The sequence below is a fragment of the Caulobacter soli genome (assembly GCF_011045195.1).
Classification (GTDB): Bacteria; Pseudomonadota; Alphaproteobacteria; order Caulobacterales; family Caulobacteraceae; genus Caulobacter; species Caulobacter soli.
On the sequence record NZ_CP049199.1, the window covers coordinates 22,861 to 45,067 of the forward strand.

Consider the following 22,207-nt stretch of genomic DNA (forward strand, 5'->3'; position numbering starts at 1 on the left):
GATGTTTCGACGCCTGATCCTCGCCGCGCCTCTGCTGGTCCTGGTCGCCTGCGGCCCGGCCGACAAGCCGCAGGGCGGCAAGAGCTCCGCGCCCGCCGCGGCGCCGGTTCCGGCCGTGGTGACGCGCCAGGACGCGTCCGGCGCGGTCGACCGCTTCACGCCCTACGAGGGCGGCCCGCTGGCCCTGGACGAGTTTTCGGTCGGCCCGTTGATGGCCCAGACCGACTTCTCGCTCGACGCCGTCAAGCCGCGCTTTCCCAAGGCGGACGTCAAGACGGCCTTCCTGCACCAGGGCCCGGGCGAGCCGACGCCGATCCTCACGGTCGAACAGGGCGGCGGCGTGATCGAGATCCAGGGCAATCCCGGCACGACCAAGATTGGCGATATCCGCGTCACCGGCGGCGCGCCCCAAGGGCCGCGCGGCGAGACCCTGATGATGAAATGGGCGGACGCCGGCATGGACTATCCGCGCTGCTGGATGGGCAAGGACCGTGACGTCCACGCCGTGATCTGCACACAGCCCGGCGAGCCGGTGCTGCGCTACGTGTTCGGCGTTCCCGGCTGGACCCAGGACACGATGCCGCCCGAGGCGGTGCTGCGGGAAAAGGGTTTCCTGCGCGAGTTCTTCTGGCGCGGCGGGGCGCCGACCCAATGATCCTGGCGCTCGACACCTGCCTGGGTGCCTGTTCGGTCGCGGTGCTGGACGGTGCGAGCGTCCGCGCCGCCCGCAGCGAGCCGATGACCCGCGGTCACCAGGAGCGGATCGCTGTCCTGGCCCGCGAGGTGGCGGCCGAGGCCGGGATCGAGTTCGCCGACCTGACCCGCATCGCCGTCACCGTCGGCCCCGGCTCGTTCACCGGCCTGCGCGTGGGCCTGTCCTTCGCCAAGGGCCTGGCCACGGCCCTGTCGATCCCCTGCGTGGGAATCAACACGCTGGAAGCCCTGGCCGCTTCGGCCGACGCGACAGGCCTGGTGGCCGGCGTTCTGGATGCGAAGATGGGCCAGGTCTATCTGCAGGTCTTCGACGGCGGAAAGGCGCTGATGGCGCCCGACGCCCTGGAGGTCGGGGTCGCCGCCGCGCGCCTGGCCGAGCTCTATTCGGGCGGTCCGGCCACCCTGGTCGGCTCGGGCGCGCCGCTGGTCGCCGACGTCCTGCCCGAGGCGAGGGTGCTGACCCCGGCCTATGCCGACCCCGTCGCCATCGCCCGCCTGGCCGCCGCCCGACCCGCGCCCGCCCATTCGCCCCGGCCGCTCTATCTGCGCGCGCCCTACGCCGTGGCGCCGACCGCATGATCCTGCGTCCCGTCGGGCTGGAAGCCTGTTTCACCCTCGCCGACCTGCACGACCGCGCCTTCGACCGGCCCTGGTCGGCGGAAGAGTTCGAGGCTCTGCTCAAGGGGCCCGGGGCCTTCGCCGTGCTGGGCGAGGCCGGAGAGCCGGAAGAGCCCAAGGGTTTCATCCTGTGCCGCGCGATCGCCGGCGAGGCCGAAATCCTGACCATCGGGGTCGATCCGGCCGCACGCCGTCGCGGCTGGGGCGCGGCCCTGGTCGAGATGGCGGCCGGCATCGCCCGGGAAGCCGCCGCCTTCGAGATGTTCCTCGAGGTCGCCGCCGACAATCTGGCGGCCATCAAGTTGTATGAAACCACCGGTTTCGAGCGTGTCGGGCTCAGAAAAGGCTATTATCCCCATCCGGATGGGGCCAAGGACGCGGTCGTGATGCGTCGGGCGCTTAACAGCTAGCGACCAAGCCCCTATCTTGCCCGCGAATCTTGCCCGCGAGCCCCTGTTCGGGGTTCATCTTTCCGGAGACGCCACCGTGGATCGCCTCGAAAAGCTTTGCATCGAAAAGGGCATGCGCATGACCGACCAGCGTCGGGTCATCGCCCGCGTGCTGTCGTCGGCCACCGACCATCCGGATGTCGAAGAGTTGCACCGCCGCGCCCACGCCGTGGACCCGCACATCTCGATCGCCACGGTCTATCGGACGGTTCGCCTGTTCGAGGAAAGCGGCATCATCGAGCGTCACGACTTCCGCGACGGCCGCTCGCGCTACGAAGAGACCCCCGATCACCACCACGACCACCTGATCGACATGAAGTCGGGCAAGGTCGTCGAGTTCGTGGACGAGGAGATCGAGGCCTTGCAGAACGCCATCGCGCGCAAGCTGGGCTACAAGCTGGTGGACCACCGGCTGGAGCTCTATGGGGTTCCGCTGGAGGAGTGATCCTCGGACTTGCCCCCACCTGACCGCTTCGCGGTCTGTCCGCCCCCATAGGGGGCGGAGCCTCACGCTCTAGGCTCTTCCCCCTTTGGGGGAAGACGGCCGAAGGCCCGTAGGGGGTAAGTGTGACCTCCACGTCCTTGCGAAAGCCCGCCCCCGCGCTCATAACGCCCCGATGAGCGAGACCCCGCAAAAGCGCCTCTATATCAAGACCTACGGCTGTCAGATGAACGTCTATGACAGCGAGCGCATGGCCGATGTCCTGCGTCCGCTGGGCTATGGCGTCGTCGACGAGCCGGAAGGCGCCGATCTGGTGGTGCTCAACACCTGCCATATCCGTGAAAAGGCCACCGAGAAGGTCTATTCCGAGCTCGGCTACATCAAGCAGATGAAGAACCGCAAGGCCGAGGCCGGCGGCAAGATGACGATCGCCGTGGCCGGCTGCGTGGCCCAGGCCGAGGGCAAGGAGATCATGCATCGCCAGCCGGCGGTCGATCTGGTGGTCGGGCCCCAGGCCTATCACCAACTGCCCGAGCTGATCGCCCGCGCCCACCGGGCGACCGGCGAGCGCCTCTCGGCCGACTTCGCCGCCGACGAGAAGTTCGACGCCCTGCCGGCCGAGCGCCAGGTCAACGGCGTCAGCGCCTTCCTGACCGTGCAGGAGGGTTGCGACAAGTTCTGCACCTTCTGCGTGGTGCCCTACACCCGGGGCGGGGAGTGGTCGCGGCCGCCGGAGGCCATCGAGGACGAGGCCAAGCGCCTGGCCGACCAGGGCGTGCGCGAGGTCACCCTGCTGGGCCAGAACGTCAACGCCTATGACGGCGGCGGCTATACCCTGGCGAAGCTCGTTCGGCGTCTGGCGAAGATTCCCGGCCTGGACCGCATCCGCTACACCACCAGCCACCCGCGCGACATGGGCGACGACCTGATCGAGGCCCACGGTGAGCTGCCGGAGTTGATGCCCTATCTGCACCTGCCGGTGCAGGCCGGCAGCGACAAGATCCTCAAGGTCATGAACCGCGACCACACGGCCGAGAGCTATGTGCGGCTGATCGAGAAGATCCGCGCCGCCCGTCCGGACATCGCCATGAGCGGCGACTTCATCGTCGGCTTCCCCGGTGAGCGCGACGGCGATTTCGAGAAGACCCTGGAGCTGGTCCGCGAGGTCGGTTTCGCCAGCGCCTTCTCGTTCAAATATTCGCGCCGCCCCGGCACCCCGGCCTCGGCCATGCCCGGCCAGGTGGACGATGCGGTCAAGGCCGAGCGCCTGGATCGTCTCAACGCCCTGCTCGACAAGCAGCAGAAGGCGTTCAACGCGGCGCAGGTCGGCAAGGTCATGCCGGTGCTGTTCGAGAAAAAAGGCCGCAACCCCGGTCAAATCGTCGGTCGCAGTCCCTATCTTCAGGCGGTGCACGCGGTGGGCCCTGACAGCCTGCTGGGCCAGATCGTTCCCGTCCGCATCGAGTCGTCGGCCAAGATGAGCCTGGGCGGCGTGCTCGAGACCCAACCTCTTCCGGAGCCCGCTTGAGCCGTACGCCTGAGTTCCTGCCTCTGTCCGACACCGCCGTCCGCGCCGTTTCCGGCCCGAACGGCCGCCACGCCGCCCTGATCGAGGACGCCTTCAAGGTGTTGATCGAGACCCCGGGCGGCGGGGTGACGATCACCGGCGACGTCAAGGGCCGCTCCAGCGCCAAGCGGGCGATCAACGCCCTGGCCCAGCGCGCCGACCACGACGACGAGGTGGTCGAGGCCGACGTGCGCGTGGCGGTGGGCGACGCTCACAGCGCCAGCGGCCAGGCCTCGCCCCGCGCCGTGCGCAAGGGCTCGGTCTCGCCCAAGACCAAGGGCCAGGCCCGCTACATGGAAGCCATGGCCAGCCATCCGCTGTGCTTTGGCCTGGGCCCGGCTGGCACCGGCAAGACCTTCCTGGCGGTGGCGCAAGGGGCGGGCATGCTGCTGCGCGGCGAGGTCGATCGCCTGATCGTGACCCGTCCCGCCGTCGAGGCTGGCGAGAAGCTGGGCTTCCTGCCGGGCGACCTGAACGAGAAGGTCGATCCCTACATGGCCCCGGTCTGGGAGGCCCTGACCGACATCATGGGCGCCGACCAGCTGCGTCGTCGTCGGGAAAAGCTGGAGATCGAGGTCGCCCCGATCGCCTTTATGCGCGGCCGCACCCTGGCTCATGCGTTCGTCATCGTCGACGAGGCCCAGAACTGCTCGCGCCTGCAGATGAAGATGGTGCTGACGCGCCTCGGCGAAGGCGCGCGGATGGTGGTGACGGGCGACCCGACCCAGGTCGACCTGCTGAATCCCCGCGATTCCGGCCTGGCCCACGCGGTGTCGATCCTGGAAGGCGTCGAGGGCGTGGCGGTGTCGCGCTTCACCTCGGCCGACGTGGTGCGCCACCCGCTGGTCGAACGCATCGTCAAGGCCTACGACGCCGACGCCCTGCAGACGACGACCCGCTAGATGACCATCACCGTCGACATCGAGATCGAGGACGAGGCCTGGACCAAGGTCGAGCCCGAGGTCGAGGCCCTGGTCTGGCGCGCCGCGCAGGCCGTGCTGGACGCCCACGAGGACATCGAGGGGCAAGGGATCGTCATCCTGTTGGCCGACGACGACAGCGTCCGGGCGTTGAACCGCGACTTCCGCCAGAAGGACTATGCGACCAACGTGCTGTCCTTCCCGTCGCCCCAAAATCCGGAGGCGAATCCGGAAGGTCAGATCGGCGACATCGCCCTGGCTTTCGGGGTGTGCCAGCGCGAAGCGGTCGAGCAGGGCAAGCCTCTTGCGCACCACTTGCAACATCTGGTGGCGCATGGGGTGCTTCATCTCTTAGGATACGACCATCAGGACGACGGCGAGGCCGAGGCCATGGAGGCGTTCGAGCGCGAGATTCTCGCGGGCTTGGACATCCCCGACCCCTATGCCGAACCCGCGTCTGGCGAGGGATAATCTCTAGGGCATGCCCAGCGACGACCAGAGTTCCACGCCCGCCGGTCCGGCTCGCTTGAGCCGGGGCGTGCGGGCGTTCTTCCGCAAGATGCGCAAGGACCTGGCGGGCCGGGGCGTGCCGGGCCTGGCCGAGGTCTCGCGCCCGGCCGACCCCGCCCTGGTCCACGAAGTCGACATGGTCGACCAGGCCGAGGCCTTCCAGACCCTGCGGGTGGCCGACGTGATGACCCCGCGCGCCGACATCGTCGCCGTCGAGGTCGCCGCGCCGTTCGAGGCGGTGGTGGCCCAGTTCACCGAGGCCGAGCACTCGCGGATGCCGATCTATCGCGAGACGCTGGACGACCCGGTGGGCGTGGTCCACGTCAAGGACGTGTTCCGGCTCCTGGCCAATGAAGAAAAGCGCCCTGGGACCACGGACCAGATCCTGCACCGGCTGCGGCGCGAGGCGCTGTACGTGCCGGCCTCGATGCGGGCCGCCGATCTCCTGCTACGCATGCGCACCAGCCGCATCCACATGGCCCTGGTCATCGACGAGTTCGGCGGCACCGACGGCCTGGTGACCATGGAAGACCTGATCGAGGCGGTGGTCGGCGAGATCGACGACGAGCACGACGACGCCCAGGTCTCCAGCATCGTCGCCCGCCCTGGCGGCCTCTATGAAGTCGACGCCCGGGCGCCGCTGGAAGACCTGGAAGCCGCCCTCGATCGCGACCTGGCGCCGCCGGACATGGAAGAGGACATCGACACCGTCGCCGGCCTCGTGGTGGCCCTGGCCGGCCGCGTGCCGCAGCGGGGCGAGGTGATCGCCCATCCGGCCGGCTTCGACCTGGAGGTCGTCGAGGCCGATCCGCGTCGCGTGCGTCGGGTGCGGGTGCGTCCGGCCGTCACTCTGGAGACCGAGGCGGCGAACGAGCCTGGCCGCGTGGCCGCTTCGTGAAGCTGCCGGCCCTGCCGAAGCTGACGCCCTCCCTGCCGCTGTGGGCGCGGACGCGGGGCCTGGCTCTGCTGGCCGGTCTGGCCGCCGCCCTGGCCCATCCGCCGTTCGGCTTTCTGCCCGGGCTGCTGGGCTATGCGGTGCTGCTGTGGTTGCTCGACGCGATCGACAGTCCCCGGCCGCTGCGCTCGGCCTTCCTGCGCGGCTGGCTGATGGGGCTTTCCTATTTCGCCCTCTCCACCTGGTGGATCGCCGAGGCCTTCATGGTCGACGCCGCCAACCAGGGCTGGATGGCGCCGTTCGCGGTGGCCGCCATGGCCGCGGGCATGGCGCTGTTCTGGGGCCTGGCGGCGGTGCTCTATCGCCTGATCCGTCCCGCCGGCGTGCGGCGGGTGCTGGTGTTCGCCGGGACCTTCGCCCTGCTGGAATGGGCGCGTGGCCACATCCTGACCGGCTTTCCCTGGAACCTGCCGGGCGAGACCTGGCGAGCGGGTTCGGCGCCGTCGCAGGCCGCCGCCCTGGTCGGCGCCTACGGCCTGACCTGGATCACCCTGGCCGTCGCGGCCGCCCCGGCCGTGTGGCGCGAGGGCCGGCGCGGTCGGATCGCCGTGGGCGCGGCGGTCGCGACCCTGGCGGTCCTCTACATCGGGGGCGCCGTCCTTCCTCGCCCCGTCCCGCCCGGCCCCGACGCGCCCACCGTCCGCATCGTCCAGGCCGACATTCCGCAGGAATCCAAGTGGGACGCCGGGCGCTTCGCCCAGATCGTCCAGACCTATGTCTCGCTGACCGCCCGGCCCTACGCCGGCAAGCCCGCCGACATCGTCATCTGGCCCGAGGGCGCCCTGCCGGCGGCGATCAACGACTACATAGTCCCCGGCAGCTGGGTGCGCCAGGCGATCGTCGACGCCCTGCGGCCCGGCCAGCTGATGCTGATCGGCGGCTATCGCTACGAGGGAACGCCCGACCAGCCGGTCTATTACAACAGCCTGGTGGCCCTGCGCCGTACGACCGACGACGTCGTGGTGGTCGGGATCTACGACAAGCACCGCCTGGTGCCGTTCGGCGAATACCTGCCGGCCGACGCCCTGATGACCAAGCTGGGCGTCAAGAGCATGGCGCACCTGGGCGACGGCTTCGCCACGGGGCCCGCGCCGGCGCCGCTGCGCATCGCCCCGAACCTGCTGGTCCAGCCGCTGATCTGCTACGAGAGCCTGTTCCCGCGCCTGGCCGAGCCGGTCCCGGGCGTGCGCGCCATCGTCAATGTCTCGAACGACGCCTGGTTCGGCGTGACGTCCGGACCGCTGCAGCACCTGAACCTGGCCAGCTACCGCGCCATCGAAACAGGCCTGCCCCTCATCCGCGCGACGCCCACCGGCGTGTCGGCTCTGATCGACTCGCAAGGACGAATTGTGCCCGGCGCCCGCTTGAAACTTGGCGAATCAGGGGTAATCGACGGTAAGGTTAGCGGAACCAGTTCGCCGACCTTGTTCTCCAAGCTTGGGCACTGGCCCTTCGGATTGCTGCTTTTGGTTTCATTCGTCGCAGCGATTCGCGTTCCAGGAGGTCGAGGCTTGGAAAAAGTCCCAAACTGAAACAGACAAGCTTCCAGATAACCGTGGCTTTTCCCCCCAGTGATTGAAACGGCATGAACACGACCACCCCTGACCAAGAACGCTCCCCCAATCCGGTCGACCTGCACGTCGGCGCCCGGATCCGCATGCGCCGCAAGATTCTCGGCGTCAGCCAGGAGCGTCTGGCCGACGACCTGGGCCTGACCTTCCAGCAGGTGCAGAAGTACGAGCGCGGCGCCAACCGCGTCAGCGCTTCCAAGCTGTACGAGATCGCCAAGAGCCTGCAGTCGTCGGTGTCCTACTTCTTCGAAGGCCTGGCCGACCCGACCGACGTCGACGGCTTCGAGGAAAACGGCTCGGAGCAGTTCGTGCACGATTTCCTGATGACGCCGGAAGGTCTGGAACTGGCCGCGCTGTTCCCGCGCATCGGCAAGTCCCGTGTGCGTCGGCGCATCCTGGACCTGGTCCGGTCGATGGCCGAGGACCTGGTCGAGGAAGAGTCCCAGGACTGATCTGGGACTCGACTCCGGCGAAAGGCCGCCAGGGCGCTTGCGGACATAAACCTATCTTTATATGTTCGAGATTAGTCCGTCGGGCGAGCCGTCCGGACGGGCGGCGTCATGTCCGGAGCTGATCCTTGAGCCGTTCTTCCTACATCTTCACCAGTGAAAGCGTTTCCGAAGGTCACCCGGACAAGGTCGCCGACCGGATCAGCGACACGGTCGTCGACGCCTTCCTGACCGCCGATCCGGAGGCGCGCGTCGCCTGCGAGACCCTGGTGACCACCAACCGCATCGTCCTGGCGGGCGAAGTGCGGGCCGGCAAGCCGGGCGGCGACAAGTCGGCCAACAAGCAGCTGACCAAGGACATCATCAAGTCGCTGGAGCCCAAGGTCCGCGCCGCGATCAAGGACATCGGCTACGAGCAGAAGGGCTTCCACTGGGAGAAGGCCAAGTACGCCTGCTACCTGCACGGTCAGTCGGCCCACATCGCCCAGGGCGTGGACGCTTCGGACAAGAAGGAAGAGGGCGCCGGCGACCAGGGCATCATGTTCGGCTACGCCAGCACCGAAACCCCGGAGCTGATGCCGGCCACCCTGCAGTACAGCCACAACATTCTCAGCCGCCTGGCGCAGCTGCGCCACTCGGGCGAGCTGTCGGAACTCGAGCCCGACGCCAAGAGCCAGGTGACCCTGGAATATGACGGTAACGGTAAGCCGGTTCGCGTCGTCTCGATCGTGGTCTCGCACCAGCACAAGAAGAAGATCGGCGGCAAGGCCCCGACCTCCAAGCGCGTGCTCGACCTGATCAAGCCGCACATCCTGCCCGTCTTCCCGGACGGCCTGATCACCAAGAAGACCCAGTGGCTGGTCAACCCGACCGGCCGCTTCGAGATCGGCGGTCCGGACGGCGACGCTGGCGTCACCGGCCGCAAGATCATCGTCGACACCTACGGCGGCGCGGCCCCGCACGGCGGCGGCGCGTTCTCGGGCAAGGATCCGACCAAGGTCGACCGCTCGGCCGCCTATGCCTGCCGCTACCTGGCCAAGAACGTCGTGGCGGCCGGCCTGGCCGATCGCTGCACGATCCAGATCGCCTACGCCATCGGCGTGGCCCAGCCCGTGTCGTTCCACGTCGACCTGCACGGCACCGGCAAGGTCGATCCGGCCCAGCTGGAAAAGCTGCTGCCTCAGCTGATCGGCGGGGCCACGCCGCGCGGCATCCGCGAGCACCTGCAGCTCAACCGTCCGATCTACGCCCGCACCGCCGCTTACGGCCACTTCGGCCGCACGCCGGACAATCAAGGCGGCTTCTCGTGGGAGAAGACCGACCTGGTGTCGGAGCTGAAGGGCCTGGCGTAAGCCGTACCCGATAGGGGGACACACGCAGGCGTGTGTCCCCGACCGTATCAACGGGCCTCGATCATCCGGTCGGGGCCCGTTTTCATTTCGGCTTCAAAGCTCTAAGACCCCGCCCATGACCAACCCCACCCAGCCCCACGGGCCGCTGCGCTCGTTCGGCCGCCTGAAGTCGCGGCCGGTGAAGCCGCGCCAGCAGGCCCTGCTCGACACCCTGCTGCCCGAGATCGCCGTGCCGACCGCCCCGTTCGCGCCGCGCGACCTGATGCCCGACGCCCAGGAAGTCTGGCTGGAGATCGGCTTTGGCGGCGGCGAGCACATGGCCGCCCAGGCCGGCAAGCGCCCCGACGTGCTGGTGATCGGCGCCGAGCCCTTCGTCAACGGCGTGGCCAGCGCCGTGCGCCATGTCGAGGAGCAGGCCCTCAAGAACGTCCGCATCCACGAGGGCGACGCCCGCGACGTGGTCGGCTGGCTGCCAGAGGCCAGCATCGATCGCCTGTTCATCATGTTCCCCGATCCCTGGCACAAGGCGCGGCACAACAAGCGCCGCCTGATCCAGCCGGCCTTCGTGACCGAGCTGGCGCGCGTGCTGAAGCCTGGCGCGGCCTTCCGCTTCGCCACCGACTGGGCCGACTACGCCGAGTGGACGGTCGAGCGGGTGCTGGCCGATCCGGCCTTCCGCTTCGCCGACGAGACGGCCGATCGCAACGCCGCGCCCGCCGACCACGTCACCACGCGTTATGAGGAAAAGAAGCTGGGCGACTGCGCGCCGGTGTTCCTGGACTTCGTCAGGGCCTGAAACGAAAAGGGCCGGCGTCGCGAACGACGCCGGCCCGATTTTCGCGAAACGCCCGAGCCTAAGGCTCAGTAGCTCTCGTCGTGACGCTTGATCGCCGTGCGGATGATCTCGGCGGTTTCTTCCAGGTCGGCCCAGCCGGTGATCTTGGTCGACTTGCCCTTTTCCAGATCCTTGTAGTGCTGGAAGAAGTGGGCGATCTGCTCGGTGAGGATCACCGGCAGGTCGCGCCAGCTGTTCACGCCCGTGTAGAAGGGGTGCAGCTTGTCGACCGGCACGGCCAGGATCTTTTCGTCCGAACCGGCTTCGTCGACCATCATCAGCGTGCCGATCGGGCGGCAGCGGATGATCGCGCCGGGCACCACCGGGGTCGGGCCCACGACCATGATGTCGGCGGGGTCGCCGTCGTCGGCCAGGGTGTGGGGGATGAAGCCGTAATTGGCCGGATAGAACATCGCGGTGTGCAGGAAGCGGTCGACCATCAGGGCCCCGCTTTCCTTGTCGATCTCGTACTTCACCGGCTCGCCGCCTTGCGGGATCTCGATGATGGCGTTGAGGTCGAAGGGCGGGTTCACGCCGATAGCGATCTTGGAGAGGTCCATTGTGACTCTTCTTCAGGGATTTGGGTCCGCGGGGAGGCGGCCTGCGCGGGGGCGCTTATAGGCCACAAATGTTGCGGCGCGGAAGCCCGTTACGGCGATGGATGCCGCCAAGCTCGCGATCTGGGCTGAATTCATGACCCTCGTCGGCCGCGTTGATCACCGTCCTGGCGGGCGGCGGTGCGAAGACTTCGGGCGGATCGGGAAAATTCCGACGATGGACCGCCCCCAAGCAGGGGCTTCCAACGGCCCGAACATCGCGCTATATAGCTCCTACATCGTCCGTCAGCGCTGATAGCGCTTTCGAGCGGCGGCCCGAAAGGCTGCCGCTTTTTCTTTGGCCGCTCGCCAGCTTGACCTTTTGGGAGCTGAACGACCGGCCCAGTGAGTTGAGAGAACCGTGCGCGGGAAGACGCAGGAAGATATCGGTCTGGTCGAATTGCTCGATCCCGTCGCCGAGTCCGTCGGCTACGAGATCGTTCGCCTGCGCCTGATGGGCGGGGCCGAGCAGCGCCGGCTGCAGATCATGGCCGAGCGGCCGGATGGCGACATGAACGTCGAGGACTGCGCCAAGCTGTCGCGGGCCATTTCCGAGATCATGGACGCCGCCGACCCGATCAGCGGCGAATACACCCTGGAAGTCTCCAGCCCGGGCGTCGACCGCCCGCTGACGCGACTGAAGGACTTCGACACCTATGCCGGGCTGGAAGTCCGCATCGAGCTGGACCGCGTCGCCGAAGGCCGCAAGCGCTTCAAGGGCGAGCTGGCCGGCGTCGAGGACGATCAGGTGGGTCTCAACCTCGAGGGCGAGGACGACACCACCGTCTATTTTCCGTTCGAATGGATCGTCGACGCCAAGCTGGTGCTCAACGACGAACTGATGAAGCGCGGCGCCAAGCAGCGTGCTGCTCGCGTGGGCGCTGAAGGCGAAGACGCCGAGGGCGACGACGCTGACGACCAAGATCTCGGCGACGACGCCGACGACGATATTGACCTGTCCGAAAGTGAAGAGGACTGACCATGGCTATCGGCATCTCCGCCAACCGCCTCGAGCTGCTGCAGATCGCCGACGCGGTCGCGCGTGAAAAAGGCATCGAGAAGGAAGTCGTCATCGAGGCGATCGAGGACGCGCTGCAGAAGGCTGCTCGCGCCCGCTACGGCGCCGAGCACGACATCCGGGTGAAGATCGACCCGCGCACCGGCGAGACCACCCAGAAGCGGGTGATCGAGGTCGTGCCGGACGACTTCGAGCTGGAAGGCGAGATCGGCAAGGTCCAGCTGTCGTCGGCCAAGCGCACCTGGCGCGACGCCGAGGTCGGCAAGGTCTACGAGGAAAGCCTGCCGCCGTTCGAGATCGGCCGTGTCCAGACCCAGATGGCCCGCCAGGTCGTCATGCATAAGGTCCGCGAAGCCGAGCGCGAGCGCCAGTACGACGAGTACAAGGATCGCGCCGGCGAGATCGTCAACGGCAGCGTCAAGCGCGTCGAATACGGCAACGTCATCGTCGACCTGGGCCGCGGCGAAGGCATCATGCGCCGCGACCAGTCGATCCCGCGCGAGAACTTCAACGTCGGCGACCGCATCCGCGCCTACATCTACGACGTCCGTCGCGAGACCAAGGGCCCGCAGATCATGCTGTCGCGCGCCCACGGCGGCTTCATGGCCAAGCTGTTCGCGCAGGAAGTGCCGGAAGTCTATGACGGCGTCATCGAGATCCGCGCCGTGGCCCGCGACCCGGGTTCGCGCGCCAAGATGGCCGTGATCTCCAACGACAGCAGCATCGACCCGGTCGGCGCCTGCGTCGGCATGCGCGGTTCGCGCGTGCAGGCCGTGGTGGCCGAGCTGCAGGGCGAGAAGATCGACATCATCCAGTGGTCCGAGGACGAGGCGACCTTCATCGTCAACGGCCTGGCCCCGGCCGAAGTCTCCAAGGTCGTCATGGACGAGGAAGACGAGCGCGTCGAAGTCGTGGTGCCCGACGAGCAGCTGTCGCTGGCCATCGGCCGCCGCGGCCAGAACGTCCGCCTGGCCTCCCAGCTGACCGGCTGGCAGATCGACATCATGACGGAAAGCCAGGAGAGCGAGCGCCGTCAGAAGCAGTTCGCCGAGGCCACCGCCCTGTTCCAGGAAGCCCTGGACGTCGACGAGGTCATCGCCCAGCTGCTGGTCACCGAAGGCTTCGCGGCCGTCGAGGACGTCGCCTATGTCGAGCCGCACGAGATCGCGGCCATCGAAGGCTTCGACGACGAGACCGCCGACGAGCTGCAGACCCGCGCTCGCGAATTCCTGGAAAAGGAAGCCGCCGCCCTGGACGCCAAGCGTGTCGAACTGGGCGTCGAGGACAGCCTGCTCGAGATCGAGGGCGTCACCCTGCCGGTGGCCGTGGCCCTGGGCGAAGGCGATGTGAAGTCGGTCGAGGACCTGGCTGGCCTGATCCCCGACGACCTGCGCGGCTGGTTCGAGACCAAGGACGGCGAGCGCACGCGCGAAGCCGGCATCCTGGACAGCTTCAACCTGTCGCCGGAAGACGCCGAGGCGCTGATCATGCGCGCCCGCATCGTCATGGGTTGGGTCGAGGCCCCGCCCGAGCCGGAATATATCGAGGAAGAGGCCGTGTACGAGGAAGAGGCGGGCGAGGAGCCGGCCGAGGCCTCGGACGACGAGATCGCCGAGGAAGCGCCTGAAGGCGCCGCCGAAGAAACCACCGAAGACTGATCCAAGACCCGGGCCTCTCACGAAAGTGGGAGGCCCGGCGCCTTTTAGAGACCCATGACCGACGCCGACGCGCCCCATACCCCCGTGGCCAAGACCCACGCCGAAGCCAATCGCCAGCGCAAGGACATCGTCCTGGGCGAGGCGAGCGACGAGGCGCGTCTGGTGCGGTTCGTGGTCGGGCCCGACGGGACGGTCGTGCCGGACGTGGCGCGCAAGCTGCCCGGCCGCGGCATGTGGGTGGCGGCCGACCGCGAGGCGATCAGCGCGGCCGCCAAGAAGGGCCTGTTCTCGCGCTCGGCCAAGACCAAGCTGACCGCTCCGGCCGATCTGGCCGACCAGGTGGAACGGCTGCTGGCCAGGCGGGTTCTGGACGGGCTGGGTCTTGCACGGCGCGGCGGAACGATTATCTCAGGCTTCGAAAAGGTCTCCTCGGCCCTGGCGTCGGGGCAGACCGCCTGGTTGATCGAGGCGTCCGACGGCGCCGCTGACGGTCGCCGAAAGATTCTCACCGCGGTCCACAAGGCCCCGAACAGCCCCAAAATCTGCGGGATGTTCACGTCAGACGAATTGGGTTTGGCCTTGGGCGGGGAGAATGTGATACACACGGCGCTTCTTGCCGGGCGCGGCACTGATCGCTGGACTTTGGACGTCGAGCGGTTATCAGGCTTCCGCCCACTCCTTCCCTTGAGTTGGTCGGCGAGTTGGCGCGAGGAGGCCTAGGCCCCTGGCCTCGACGAATGGCTTTCATTCGTCGGCGACAGAGGTCTGGAACTTGAAACGAGGAGCGTGATCCGCTCCTGAGTTAAGGGTCGGGAAACGCGCTTCCTTCGGGAAGTACGTCCAGGCCCCTTTCTCACATGGATCAAACGGTTTTTGGCCGGCTGCCGCCGGCGGAAGTACAAGCGAGCGCATGAGCGACGAGAACGATAACGGTCGGCCTGGTTCCAACCCCGGCGGGCGAGCGCCCATCACGCTGAAGCCCCGTCAAGGGTCTGTCAGCGCCGGCGTCGTGAAGCAGAGCTTCAGCCACGGCCGCACCAAGACGGTGGTGGTTGAAACCAAGCGCGTGCGTCCGCACGTGCCGCCGGCCGGCAATCTCGCCGCGCCGTCCTCGGCCGAGCGTCGCAACGACGCCCCGCGTCCGCAGTCGTCTTCGGGCGGCGGTGGCGGCGGTGGTTCGGCCGGTGGTCTGTCGCAAAGCGAGATGGTGGCCCGTCAGCGCGCCATCGAGGCCGCTCGCGAACAGCAAGAACGCCAGGCGTCCGAGCGCCGCGCCGCCGAGGCCCGCGCCGCGGCCGCCGAAGCCGCGGCTCGCGAAGCCGCCGCCAAGGCCGCCGCAGCCGCCAAGGCCGCCGCCACGCCGGCTCCGGCCGCCGAAGCGCCCGCCGCTCCGGTCGTCCAGGCGCCCGTGGCCCAGGCTCCGGCCGCGCCCGCTCCGCAGGCCCCCGCGCCCCAGGCTCCGACGCCCGCGCCCGCCGCGCCGTCGGTCCGGGCCGAGGCTCCGCGCCCGGCTCCGGCTCCGGCCGCCGGTCAGACCCGCACCTACGAGCCCAGCCGCGACCGTCGCGACGACCGCTCGTCGACCACCACCTATCGTCCGGGTCCGGGCGCTCAGGGTGATCGCCCGCAAGGCGACCGTCCCCAGGGTGATCGTCCCAACTTCGCGGACCGTCCGTCGTTCAACCAGCGCGCCCCGCGCCAGGACGGCCCGTACAACCAGCGCACCCCGCGTCCCGACGCCGGTGGTCCGCCGCGTGGTCCCCGCCCCGAGGGCGCGGGCGGCTATCGCAACGACCGTCCGCAGGGTGACCGCCCGCAAGGCGATCGGCCCCAGGGCGACCGTCCGCAAGGCGACCGCCCGACCCAGACCGTCCGCTATTCGGCCCTGGCCCCGCGTCCGGCGCCCGGCGCCCGTCCGGGTCCCGGCGGTCCGCGCGGCGCCCGTCCGGGCGTCCCGGCCTCGGCTCCGGCCACGCCGGAAATCCAGCGCGCCACCCGTTCGGCGCCCCGCCCCGGCGGCGACGTCGGTCGCAAGCCCGAGGAGGACGATGATCGCCGCAAGGCCGCGGCCCCCGGCAAGGCTGTCAGCCGCGCCAAGGGCGCGCCGGTTCGCCGCGAAGGTCGCCTGACCATCCAGACCGTGGCCGGCGATGGAGACTCCGCCGACCGCATGCGCTCGCTGGCCTCGGTTCGCCGAGCCCGTGAACGCGAGAAGGAAAAGCGCCGCGGCGGTCCCGCCGACGTCGTCAAGGTCAGCCGCGAAGTCGTCATTCCCGACGTCATCACCGTGCAGGAGCTGTCCAACCGGATGGCCGTGCGCGGCGTCGAGATCATCAAGTTCCTGATGCGTCAGGGCGTGATGCTGAAGATCAACGACGTCATCGACAACGACACCGCCGAGCTGGTGGCCACCGAATTTGGCCATACCGTGCGTCGCGTGTCGGAAGCCGACGTCGAAGAAGGCTTCATCGGCGCCGAGGACATCGACGATCACCTGGAGCCCCGGCCCCCGGTCGTCACCGTCATGGGTCACGTCGACCACGGCAAGACCAGCCTGCTGGACGCGCTGCGCAAGGCCGACGTGGCCGGCGGCGAGCACGGCGGCATCACCCAGCACATCGGCGCCTATCAGGTGCGTCTGGAAAATGGCCAGAAGGTCACCTTCCTCGACACCCCGGGTCACGCGGCCTTCTCGCAAATGCGGGCTCGCGGCGCCAACATCACCGACCTGGTGATCCTGGTGGTGGCCGGCGACGACGGCGTCATGCCGCAGACGGTCGAGGCGATCAAACACGCCAAGGCCGCCGAAGTGCCGATCATCGTGGCCGTCAACAAGATGGACAAGCCCGGCTCGGACTCCACGCGCGTGGTCAACGAGCTGCTGCAACACGAGATCGTGGTCGAAAGCCTGGGTGGCGACACCCAGATCGTCGAAGTCTCGGCCAAGACCGGCCAGGGCCTGGACGAGCTGATCGAACGCATCCTGCTGCAAGCCGAAGTGCTGGACCTGAAGGCCAACCCCGACCGCACCGCCGACGGCGTGGTGATCGAGGCCAAGCTGGACAAGGGTCGCGGCGCGGTTTCGACCGTGCTGGTCAATCGCGGCACGCTGAAGCGCGGCGACATCGTCGTGGCCGGCAGCCAGTTCGGCCGGGTTCGCGCCCTGCTGAACGAGCGCAACGAGCAACTGACCGAAGCCGGTCCCGCCACCCCGGTCGAGATCCTCGGCCTGGACGGCGTGCCCTCGCCCGGCGACAGCTTCGCCGTGGTCGAGAACGAAGCCCGGGCGCGCGAGCTGACCGAGTACCGCATCCGTCTCAAGCGCGAGAAGTCGATGCATCCGGTCGGCGCGGGCGCCACCAGCATGGCCGACATGATGGCCAAGCTGCAGGACAAGAAGTACCGCGAACTGCCGCTGGTCATCAAAGCCGACGTGCAGGGCTCGGCCGAAGCGATCATCGGTTCGCTGGACGCCATGTCGACCGACGAGGTCCGCGCGCGGATCATCCTGTCGGGCGCCGGCGCGATCAGCGAAAGCGACGTGATGCTGGCCAAGGGCGCCGGCGCGCCGCTGATCGGCTTCAACGTCCGGGCTTCGGCCCAGGCGCGGGCGCTGGCCGAGCGCGAAGGTGTCGAGATCCGCTACTACGCGATCATCTACGACCTGCTGGACGACATCAAAGGCGTGCTCTCGGGCATGCTGGCCCCGATCCAGCGCGAAACCTTCCTCGGCAACGCCGAAGTCCTGCAGGCCTTCGACATCTCCAAGGTCGGCAAGATCGCCGGCTGTAAGGTCACCGAAGGCGTGGTCCGCAAGGGCGCCAAGGTCCGGATCATCCGCAACGACATCGTCGTTCTGGAACTGGGCACGCTGCAGACGCTCAAGCGCTTCAAGGACGAGGTCAACGAGGTCCCGTCCGGCCAGGAGTGCGGCATGATGTTCGCGGGCTTCCAGGACATCAAGGTCGGCGACGTGATCGAGTGCTTCACGGTCGAAGAGATCAAGCGCCAGCTCGACTAGGCGTTCGATCAAGCTTCAGCTTAAAGAGAAAGGCGCGGGCGAAAGTCCGCGCCTTTCTTGCGTTTGGGGGTGTGCGTGGAAGTCAGCGGCCAGATCGGGATCTTCGAGAACCAAAAGGCGTGCAAGCCGCTGAGCAAGCATCTGTTGGGGCGGATGCGGTTCGCCCAGTGGGGCTTTATCGCCATCATGCTGGTCGGCGACCTTGCCGTGTCATGGCTGTTCGAGACCCTTTATCCCGGCTCCGGGTGGCTTGGCGTCTTGCTTTTCACGGTCGCCGCCCTGTTCGTCTGGAACCGCTATTGCCGAACCCTCGTCCCCAAGGCCTGGATGGCGCGGGGCGTGCCGGCCGCGTCGGCGATAACGTACAGGATCGAGGACCAGGTTCTGGTTCTGCAGGGCGACCTTACCTCCACCCATGTGGCGTGGTCTGGCGTGTCGCAGATCGCGCCAGGCAACGCGGCCTGGCTGTTCATCGGTTCGGGCCAGGCCTGGTTCCTACCCACCCGCTTCTTCGCCGACCGCCAGCAGGAACGCGCCTTCCTGGCCGACTGCCTTGGAAAGCTGTCGGCGGAGGCGAAGGTCCGCAGTCCCGAGGCTGTCGCCCTGGTCGAGGCCGACGTCGGGCCGTGGGGCGTCGCGCGGCCCTGACAACGCCCGGACTGGAAATCGCCCGATTTCAGGCCTAACCGTAGGGCCATGCGCATTCGAGCCCTTCTCACCCTCGCCCTCGCCGCGGTCTCCCTGAGCGCCTGCGCCACGGCCACCCGTTACGACGCGGCCGGCGACGTTCACGCCCTGCTGGTGGCGATCCGCAACAACGACCACGCCGCCTTCGACTCTCGCGTCGATCGCCCGGCCCTGAAGGCCGAGATCGAGAGCGAGCTGGTGCGCAAGGCGCGCGGCTCCAGCATCGGCGGCGGCTGGCAGGCGGCGGCCATCGCCTTGGCCGGCCCGGCCGCCGACATCGCCGGCGAGGCCCTGGTCCAGCCCGAGACCTTCCGCTACGCCGCCAACTACTACGGCTACACCCCCGACAAGCCGATCCCCGACCGCATCAGCATCGCCGCCGGCCTGCGCTACATCGGTTCGGACCAGGTCTGCGCCGCCAAGAGCAAGGACGGGCCCTGCCTGCTGACCTTCACCCTTGAAAACGGGACCTGGCGGCTGTCGGGCTTCGATCCCGAAACGGCCAAGCTGCGCCTGAAGCTGTGAGGCCAGGGACGGCGATCGCCCTTGGCCTAGTGCTGGCCGGCCTGACGACGGGCGCGGCCCACGCCGAGCGCAAGATGTACTCGTACGACCCGATCTCGGCCGACGCCAAGCGGCTGACCGGGGCGGGACTGACCGTGCTGTTCGACAAGAAGCTGACGGGGACGCGGGTCGTGAAGGTGCTGGCCACGGGCGTGCCGGTCCAGGGCCGGGTGATCGACGGCCGTGAGAAGGACCTGGGCCCCGGCGGGCTGAAGGCCATGAGCGGCGTCGACGCCGACGCGGCCCTCTACGAGATCGATCCCAAGTTCGAGCAGGGCAAGATCTACATTCGCGCCTTCTGCCCTGGGGCCAAGCGGCTATGGCTGAGCTTCAGCCGGCTGGCCGTGCATCAGGACCTGCGCGTCCAGGCGTTCGGCGACGATCCCAAGGGCGGTCCGACCCGCCTGTGCGGCACCCTGGACTTCTCGTTCCGGGGCGAATGGAAGCTGCCGGCCGGCAACCATCCCGATCCGATGGAGGACTGGGCCGGCGACAACGGGCCGGGCTAGGCGCGAAAGGCGGCTTCGTGCCATGCTCCTTGAAAGGGCGGGGGGCGGACATGAGCGACGCGCTGGCGGGCTTCACGAAGTTCGAGTTCGACGACGGGCGCTGGAAGCGGCCGGTCTATCGTATCGGCTCCGGGCCGGCGGTGATCGTGATCCACGAAATCCCGGGCCTCCACCCCCTGGTGCTGCAATTCGCCCGCGACGTGGCGGCCGAGGGCATGACGGTGTTCTGCCCCAGCCTGTTCGGCAAGCCGACCAAGCCGGTCTCGAAGGGCTACATCACCGCCACCACCTTGAAGCTGCTGTGCGTGGGCCGCGAGTTCTCCCTGTGGGCCGGCGACCGCTCCAGCCCCATCGTCGACTGGCTGCGGGCTCTGGCGCGGCAAGCCCACGCCGAGTGCGGCGGCCAGGGCGTGGGGGCGGTGGGCATGTGCTTCACCGGCGGCTTCGCCCTGGCCATGATGACCGAGCCGTCGGTGGTGGCCCCGGTTCTGTCCCAACCCTCGCTGCCGGCCGGCGGTAAGAGCGGCGGCAAGCTGGACTGCTCGCCAGAGGAGCTGGCGATCGCCAAGGCCCGCATGGAGGCCGAGAACCTGTCGTTGATCGCCCTGCGCTTCGAGGGCGACAAGCACGTGCCCTGCGCCCGCTTCCAGACCTTGGAACGCGAGCTTGGGTCGCGCGTCGAGGCCATCACCTTGCCCGACAGCGTGGCCAAGCAGGGCACGGGCCAACCGCCGCATTCGGTGCTGACCGTGCACCTGGACCGTGACGACCCGGACGGCGAAACGATGCAGGTCTATCGAAAGGTCCTGGCTTTCTTCAAGGAGCGAACGGGCGCCTAAGGCGGCCGGCGCACTGGACATTCGCCCGTCACGCGCCTAGACACCCCGCCTTCCATTTCTCCCCGCGCTACCGGCGTTCGATCCGCCGGCCGGGCATCGAGGCGACCGCGCCATGAAGCGCCATTCCGAAAACAAGAAGAGCGGACCCGTGGGTCCGTCGCAGCGGCAACTGCGCGCCGGCGAACTGGTGCGCCATGCCCTGGTGGAGATCCTGCGCGAGGAGGAGCTGGTCGATCCGGCCCTGCAGGGCATTTCGGTGACCATTTCCGAAGTGCGGATGAGCGCCGACCTCAAGCATGCCGTCTGCTTTGTCGAGCCCCTGGGCGCCAGCGTCACGCCGCAGGTCGAGCGCGAGCCGTCTTCGCCGTCGCGCACCGTGGTCGTGCCGGGCAGCCCCGCCGAGGTGGTGGCTGGCCTCAACCGCCTGACCAAGTTCCTGCGCGGCCGCCTGGCCAGGGTCATCGACATGAAGTTCACGCCCGACCTGAAGTTCCTGCACGACGAGACCTTCAACTCGGCCACCTACATGGATCGCCTGTTCGAGGACCCGCGCGTGCAGCAGGACGTGCGCCGCCTCAGCGACGTGGCCGAAGACGAGGAAGGCTAAGCGTGGCCCGCCGCAAGAAGGGCGACGCCGTTTCCGGCTGGGTTTGCCTGGACAAGCCCTACGACCTGACCTCGACCAGCGCGGTGTCGCGCGTGCGTCGGGCGTTCAACGCCCAGAAGGCCGGTCACGCCGGGACCCTTGATCCTCTGGCGACGGGCATCCTGCCCCTGGCCCTGGGCGAGGCGACCAAGACCGTCCCGTTCTTGATGGATGCCGACAAGGCCTATCGCTTCACGATCCAGTGGGGTCGCTCGACCACCACCCTGGACCGGGAGGGCGAGACCACCGACAGCAGCGACGTGCGTCCCACGCGCGAGCAGGTCGAGGCCGTGCTGGCTCCGTTCATCGGCGAGATCGACCAGATCCCGCCGAACTATTCGGCCATCAAGGTCGATGGCGAACGGGCCTACGACCTGGCTCGCGAGGGCGTCGAGTTCGAGCTGAAGACCCGCAAGGTGCAGGTTCACGCGCTGCGCGTCGTCGCCGCGCCGGACGTCGATCACATCGAGCTGGAGATGGAATGCGGCAAGGGCACCTATGTCCGCGCCATCGTCCGTGACGTGGCCGCCGCGCTCGGCGCCTGTGGACATGTCGACCAGCTGCGCCGCACGCGAGTCGGCCGCTTCAGGGAAGATTCCGCGATAAGCCTGGAAACCCTGGAGAATTTGAGCTATGAGGCCCGCCTGTCGGAGGCATTGCTTCCGGTCGAGACCGCGCTGGACGACATCCCGGCGCTGGCCGTGACCGATGAAGACGCCTTCCGGCTTGCGCAAGGACGCGCCATCGTTCTGCTCCCAAGGCAGGTGGAATCGCTGAAAGCCGAGCTCACGCCCGGCGATCGCACCGTTTCCGCCATGTCCGGAGAGAGGTTGGTGGCCTTGTGCGAGATGCGCGCCGGAAAGCTCAATCCGGTGCGGGTCTTCCAACTCACCTGAGCGGAGACAACCCGATGTCGATCACTGCCGAGCGCAAGACCGCTCTTATCGCCGAACACGCCCGCACCGAGGGTGACACCGGCAGCGCCGAAGTCCAGGTCGCGATCCTCTCCGAGCGCATCGCCAACCTGACCGAGCACTTCAAGACCCACAAGAAGGACAACCACAGCCGTCGTGGTCTGTTGATGATGGTTTCCCAGCGTCGCAGCCTCCTCGACCACCTGAAGAAGTCCGATCTGGGCCGTTACACGGCTCTCATCGAGAAGCTGGGTCTGCGCCGCTAAGTTAGGCGCAATTCGGCCGCCTTGCTCCGGCAAGGCGGCCGAACGCATTTCTGGCCACCGTTTCAAGACAGGCTGAAACGATTGGTTGCTGCGGGGCCGCACATCGC

General features: G+C 68.2%; 25 protein-coding genes. 24 read left to right on the top strand and 1 reads right to left on the bottom strand.

Features of this window, described 5'->3' with window-relative positions; all coding sequences use genetic code 11:
- Position 1 precedes the first annotated feature (1 nt).
- The 12 genes from G3M62_RS00080 (at position 2) to trmB (ending at position 10,343) form a co-directional block, all read left to right on the top strand.
- A complete protein-coding gene (locus G3M62_RS00080) occupies positions 2-655 on the top strand; it encodes a DUF1131 domain-containing protein (RefSeq protein WP_165183868.1) in 654 nt (217 codons plus the stop codon).
- On the top strand, positions 652-1,293 hold the full coding sequence (gene tsaB / locus G3M62_RS00085; protein WP_165183869.1) for a tRNA (adenosine(37)-N6)-threonylcarbamoyltransferase complex dimerization subunit type 1 TsaB: 642 nt from the start codon (positions 652-654) through the stop codon (positions 1,291-1,293). The genes G3M62_RS00080 and tsaB overlap by 4 nt, the downstream gene beginning before the upstream one ends.
- Complete coding sequence (gene rimI, locus G3M62_RS00090) at positions 1,290-1,742, top strand: ribosomal protein S18-alanine N-acetyltransferase (RefSeq protein WP_165183870.1); 453 nt, start codon at positions 1,290-1,292, stop codon at positions 1,740-1,742. Before tsaB ends, rimI begins: the two co-directional genes overlap by 4 nt.
- A 76-nt stretch (positions 1,743-1,818) precedes the next feature.
- Positions 1,819-2,226 (top strand): Fur family transcriptional regulator, encoded by a 408-nt coding sequence (locus tag G3M62_RS00095; RefSeq protein ID WP_165183871.1) that lies wholly within the window; start codon positions 1,819-1,821, stop codon positions 2,224-2,226.
- 172 nt (positions 2,227-2,398) lie between these two features.
- Positions 2,399-3,751 (top strand): tRNA (N6-isopentenyl adenosine(37)-C2)-methylthiotransferase MiaB, encoded by a 1,353-nt coding sequence (gene miaB / locus G3M62_RS00100; RefSeq protein WP_165183872.1) that lies wholly within the window; start codon positions 2,399-2,401, stop codon positions 3,749-3,751.
- A complete protein-coding gene (locus G3M62_RS00105; RefSeq protein WP_165183873.1) occupies positions 3,748-4,692 on the top strand; it encodes a PhoH family protein in 945 nt (314 codons plus the stop codon). The genes miaB and G3M62_RS00105 overlap by 4 nt, the downstream gene beginning before the upstream one ends.
- An 18-nt stretch (positions 4,693-4,710) precedes the next feature.
- Complete coding sequence (gene ybeY / locus G3M62_RS00110) at positions 4,711-5,181, top strand: rRNA maturation RNase YbeY (protein ID WP_165191152.1); 471 nt, start codon at positions 4,711-4,713, stop codon at positions 5,179-5,181.
- Between the two features lie 10 nt (positions 5,182-5,191).
- Positions 5,192-6,118, top strand: coding sequence for a hemolysin family protein (locus G3M62_RS00115; RefSeq protein ID WP_165183874.1), 927 nt, complete (start codon positions 5,192-5,194; stop codon positions 6,116-6,118).
- Positions 6,119-6,150: 32 nt separating this feature from the next.
- A complete protein-coding gene (gene lnt / locus G3M62_RS00120; protein WP_425483859.1) occupies positions 6,151-7,707 on the top strand; it encodes an apolipoprotein N-acyltransferase in 1,557 nt (518 codons plus the stop codon).
- Positions 7,708-7,760: 53 nt separating this feature from the next.
- Positions 7,761-8,198 (top strand): helix-turn-helix domain-containing protein, encoded by a 438-nt coding sequence (locus G3M62_RS00125; RefSeq protein ID WP_165183876.1) that lies wholly within the window; start codon positions 7,761-7,763, stop codon positions 8,196-8,198.
- Between the two features lie 125 nt (positions 8,199-8,323).
- Entirely contained in the window at positions 8,324-9,547 is a 1,224-nt protein-coding gene (metK, locus tag G3M62_RS00130) for a methionine adenosyltransferase (protein ID WP_165183877.1), read from the top strand.
- A 115-nt stretch (positions 9,548-9,662) separates the two neighbouring features.
- A complete protein-coding gene (gene trmB / locus G3M62_RS00135; protein WP_165183878.1) occupies positions 9,663-10,343 on the top strand; it encodes a tRNA (guanosine(46)-N7)-methyltransferase TrmB in 681 nt (226 codons plus the stop codon).
- 65 nt (positions 10,344-10,408) lie between these two features.
- Here trmB and ppa read toward each other — a convergent pair whose 3' ends face one another.
- On the bottom strand, positions 10,409-10,942 hold the full coding sequence (gene ppa, locus G3M62_RS00140; protein WP_007663173.1) for an inorganic diphosphatase: 534 nt from the start codon (positions 10,940-10,942) through the stop codon (positions 10,409-10,411).
- 97 nt (positions 10,943-11,039) lie between these two features.
- Here ppa and G3M62_RS00145 point away from each other — a divergent pair, with 97 nt between their 5' ends.
- From G3M62_RS00145 to rpsO, 12 genes are all read left to right on the top strand, one after another.
- Positions 11,040-11,234, top strand: coding sequence for a hypothetical protein (locus G3M62_RS00145; protein ID WP_165183879.1), 195 nt, complete (start codon positions 11,040-11,042; stop codon positions 11,232-11,234).
- Positions 11,235-11,339: 105 nt separating this feature from the next.
- Positions 11,340-11,957, top strand: coding sequence for a ribosome maturation factor RimP (gene rimP / locus G3M62_RS00150; RefSeq protein WP_165183880.1), 618 nt, complete (start codon positions 11,340-11,342; stop codon positions 11,955-11,957).
- A 2-nt stretch (positions 11,958-11,959) separates the two neighbouring features.
- Complete coding sequence (gene nusA, locus G3M62_RS00155; protein WP_165183881.1) at positions 11,960-13,654, top strand: transcription termination factor NusA; 1,695 nt, start codon at positions 11,960-11,962, stop codon at positions 13,652-13,654.
- Between the two features lie 54 nt (positions 13,655-13,708).
- On the top strand, positions 13,709-14,374 hold the full coding sequence (locus tag G3M62_RS00160; protein ID WP_165183882.1) for an RNA-binding protein: 666 nt from the start codon (positions 13,709-13,711) through the stop codon (positions 14,372-14,374).
- 190 nt (positions 14,375-14,564) lie between these two features.
- Positions 14,565-17,675 carry a translation initiation factor IF-2 gene (infB, locus tag G3M62_RS00165; RefSeq protein ID WP_165183883.1) on the top strand — a complete coding sequence of 1,037 codons (3,111 nt, stop codon included), beginning with the start codon at positions 14,565-14,567 and terminating at the stop codon, positions 17,673-17,675.
- A 75-nt stretch (positions 17,676-17,750) separates the two neighbouring features.
- A complete protein-coding gene (locus G3M62_RS00170; protein WP_165183884.1) occupies positions 17,751-18,323 on the top strand; it encodes a YcxB family protein in 573 nt (190 codons plus the stop codon).
- A 48-nt stretch (positions 18,324-18,371) separates the two neighbouring features.
- Positions 18,372-18,887, top strand: a complete 516-nt coding sequence (locus tag G3M62_RS00175) for a DUF2939 domain-containing protein (RefSeq protein WP_165183885.1) — start codon at positions 18,372-18,374, stop codon at positions 18,885-18,887.
- 74 nt (positions 18,888-18,961) lie between these two features.
- On the top strand, positions 18,962-19,435 hold the full coding sequence (locus tag G3M62_RS00180; protein ID WP_246263603.1) for a hypothetical protein: 474 nt from the start codon (positions 18,962-18,964) through the stop codon (positions 19,433-19,435).
- A 50-nt stretch (positions 19,436-19,485) separates the two neighbouring features.
- On the top strand, positions 19,486-20,274 hold the full coding sequence (locus G3M62_RS00185) for a dienelactone hydrolase family protein (protein ID WP_165183887.1): 789 nt from the start codon (positions 19,486-19,488) through the stop codon (positions 20,272-20,274).
- Between the two features lie 112 nt (positions 20,275-20,386).
- Positions 20,387-20,881, top strand: a complete 495-nt coding sequence (gene rbfA, locus G3M62_RS00190) for a 30S ribosome-binding factor RbfA (RefSeq protein WP_165183888.1) — start codon at positions 20,387-20,389, stop codon at positions 20,879-20,881.
- Positions 20,882-20,883: 2 nt separating this feature from the next.
- Positions 20,884-21,816, top strand: a complete 933-nt coding sequence (truB, locus tag G3M62_RS00195) for a tRNA pseudouridine(55) synthase TruB (protein ID WP_165183889.1) — start codon at positions 20,884-20,886, stop codon at positions 21,814-21,816.
- Positions 21,817-21,830: 14 nt separating this feature from the next.
- Complete coding sequence (rpsO, locus tag G3M62_RS00200; RefSeq protein WP_007667263.1) at positions 21,831-22,100, top strand: 30S ribosomal protein S15; 270 nt, start codon at positions 21,831-21,833, stop codon at positions 22,098-22,100.
- Positions 22,101-22,207: the final 107 nt, after the last annotated feature.

Bases quoted from the DNA above. Each gene is read 5' to 3' on its own strand.
- trmB (WP_165183878.1), top strand. From the start codon at position 9,663: ATGACCAACCCCACCCAGCCCCACGGGCCGCTGCGCTCGTTCGGCCGC.
- tsaB (WP_165183869.1), top strand. From the start codon at position 652: ATGATCCTGGCGCTCGACACCTGCCTGGGTGCCTGTTCGGTCGCGGTG.
- G3M62_RS00115 (WP_165183874.1), top strand. From the start codon at position 5,192: ATGCCCAGCGACGACCAGAGTTCCACGCCCGCCGGTCCGGCTCGCTTG.
- G3M62_RS00145 (WP_165183879.1), top strand. From the start codon at position 11,040: ATGGATGCCGCCAAGCTCGCGATCTGGGCTGAATTCATGACCCTCGTC.
- rbfA (WP_165183888.1), top strand. From the start codon at position 20,387: ATGAAGCGCCATTCCGAAAACAAGAAGAGCGGACCCGTGGGTCCGTCG.
- G3M62_RS00080 (WP_165183868.1), top strand. From the start codon at position 2: ATGTTTCGACGCCTGATCCTCGCCGCGCCTCTGCTGGTCCTGGTCGCC.
- G3M62_RS00125 (WP_165183876.1), top strand. From the start codon at position 7,761: ATGAACACGACCACCCCTGACCAAGAACGCTCCCCCAATCCGGTCGAC.
- infB (WP_165183883.1), top strand. From the start codon at position 14,565: ATGAGCGACGAGAACGATAACGGTCGGCCTGGTTCCAACCCCGGCGGG.
- ppa (WP_007663173.1), bottom strand. From the start codon at position 10,942: ATGGACCTCTCCAAGATCGCTATCGGCGTGAACCCGCCCTTCGACCTC.
- G3M62_RS00180 (WP_246263603.1), top strand. From the start codon at position 18,962: ATGTACTCGTACGACCCGATCTCGGCCGACGCCAAGCGGCTGACCGGG.
- nusA (WP_165183881.1), top strand. From the start codon at position 11,960: ATGGCTATCGGCATCTCCGCCAACCGCCTCGAGCTGCTGCAGATCGCC.
- rpsO (WP_007667263.1), top strand. From the start codon at position 21,831: ATGTCGATCACTGCCGAGCGCAAGACCGCTCTTATCGCCGAACACGCC.
- rimI (WP_165183870.1), top strand. From the start codon at position 1,290: ATGATCCTGCGTCCCGTCGGGCTGGAAGCCTGTTTCACCCTCGCCGAC.
- miaB (WP_165183872.1), top strand. From the start codon at position 2,399: ATGAGCGAGACCCCGCAAAAGCGCCTCTATATCAAGACCTACGGCTGT.
- G3M62_RS00175 (WP_165183885.1), top strand. From the start codon at position 18,372: ATGCGCATTCGAGCCCTTCTCACCCTCGCCCTCGCCGCGGTCTCCCTG.
- G3M62_RS00160 (WP_165183882.1), top strand. From the start codon at position 13,709: ATGACCGACGCCGACGCGCCCCATACCCCCGTGGCCAAGACCCACGCC.
- G3M62_RS00185 (WP_165183887.1), top strand. From the start codon at position 19,486: ATGAGCGACGCGCTGGCGGGCTTCACGAAGTTCGAGTTCGACGACGGG.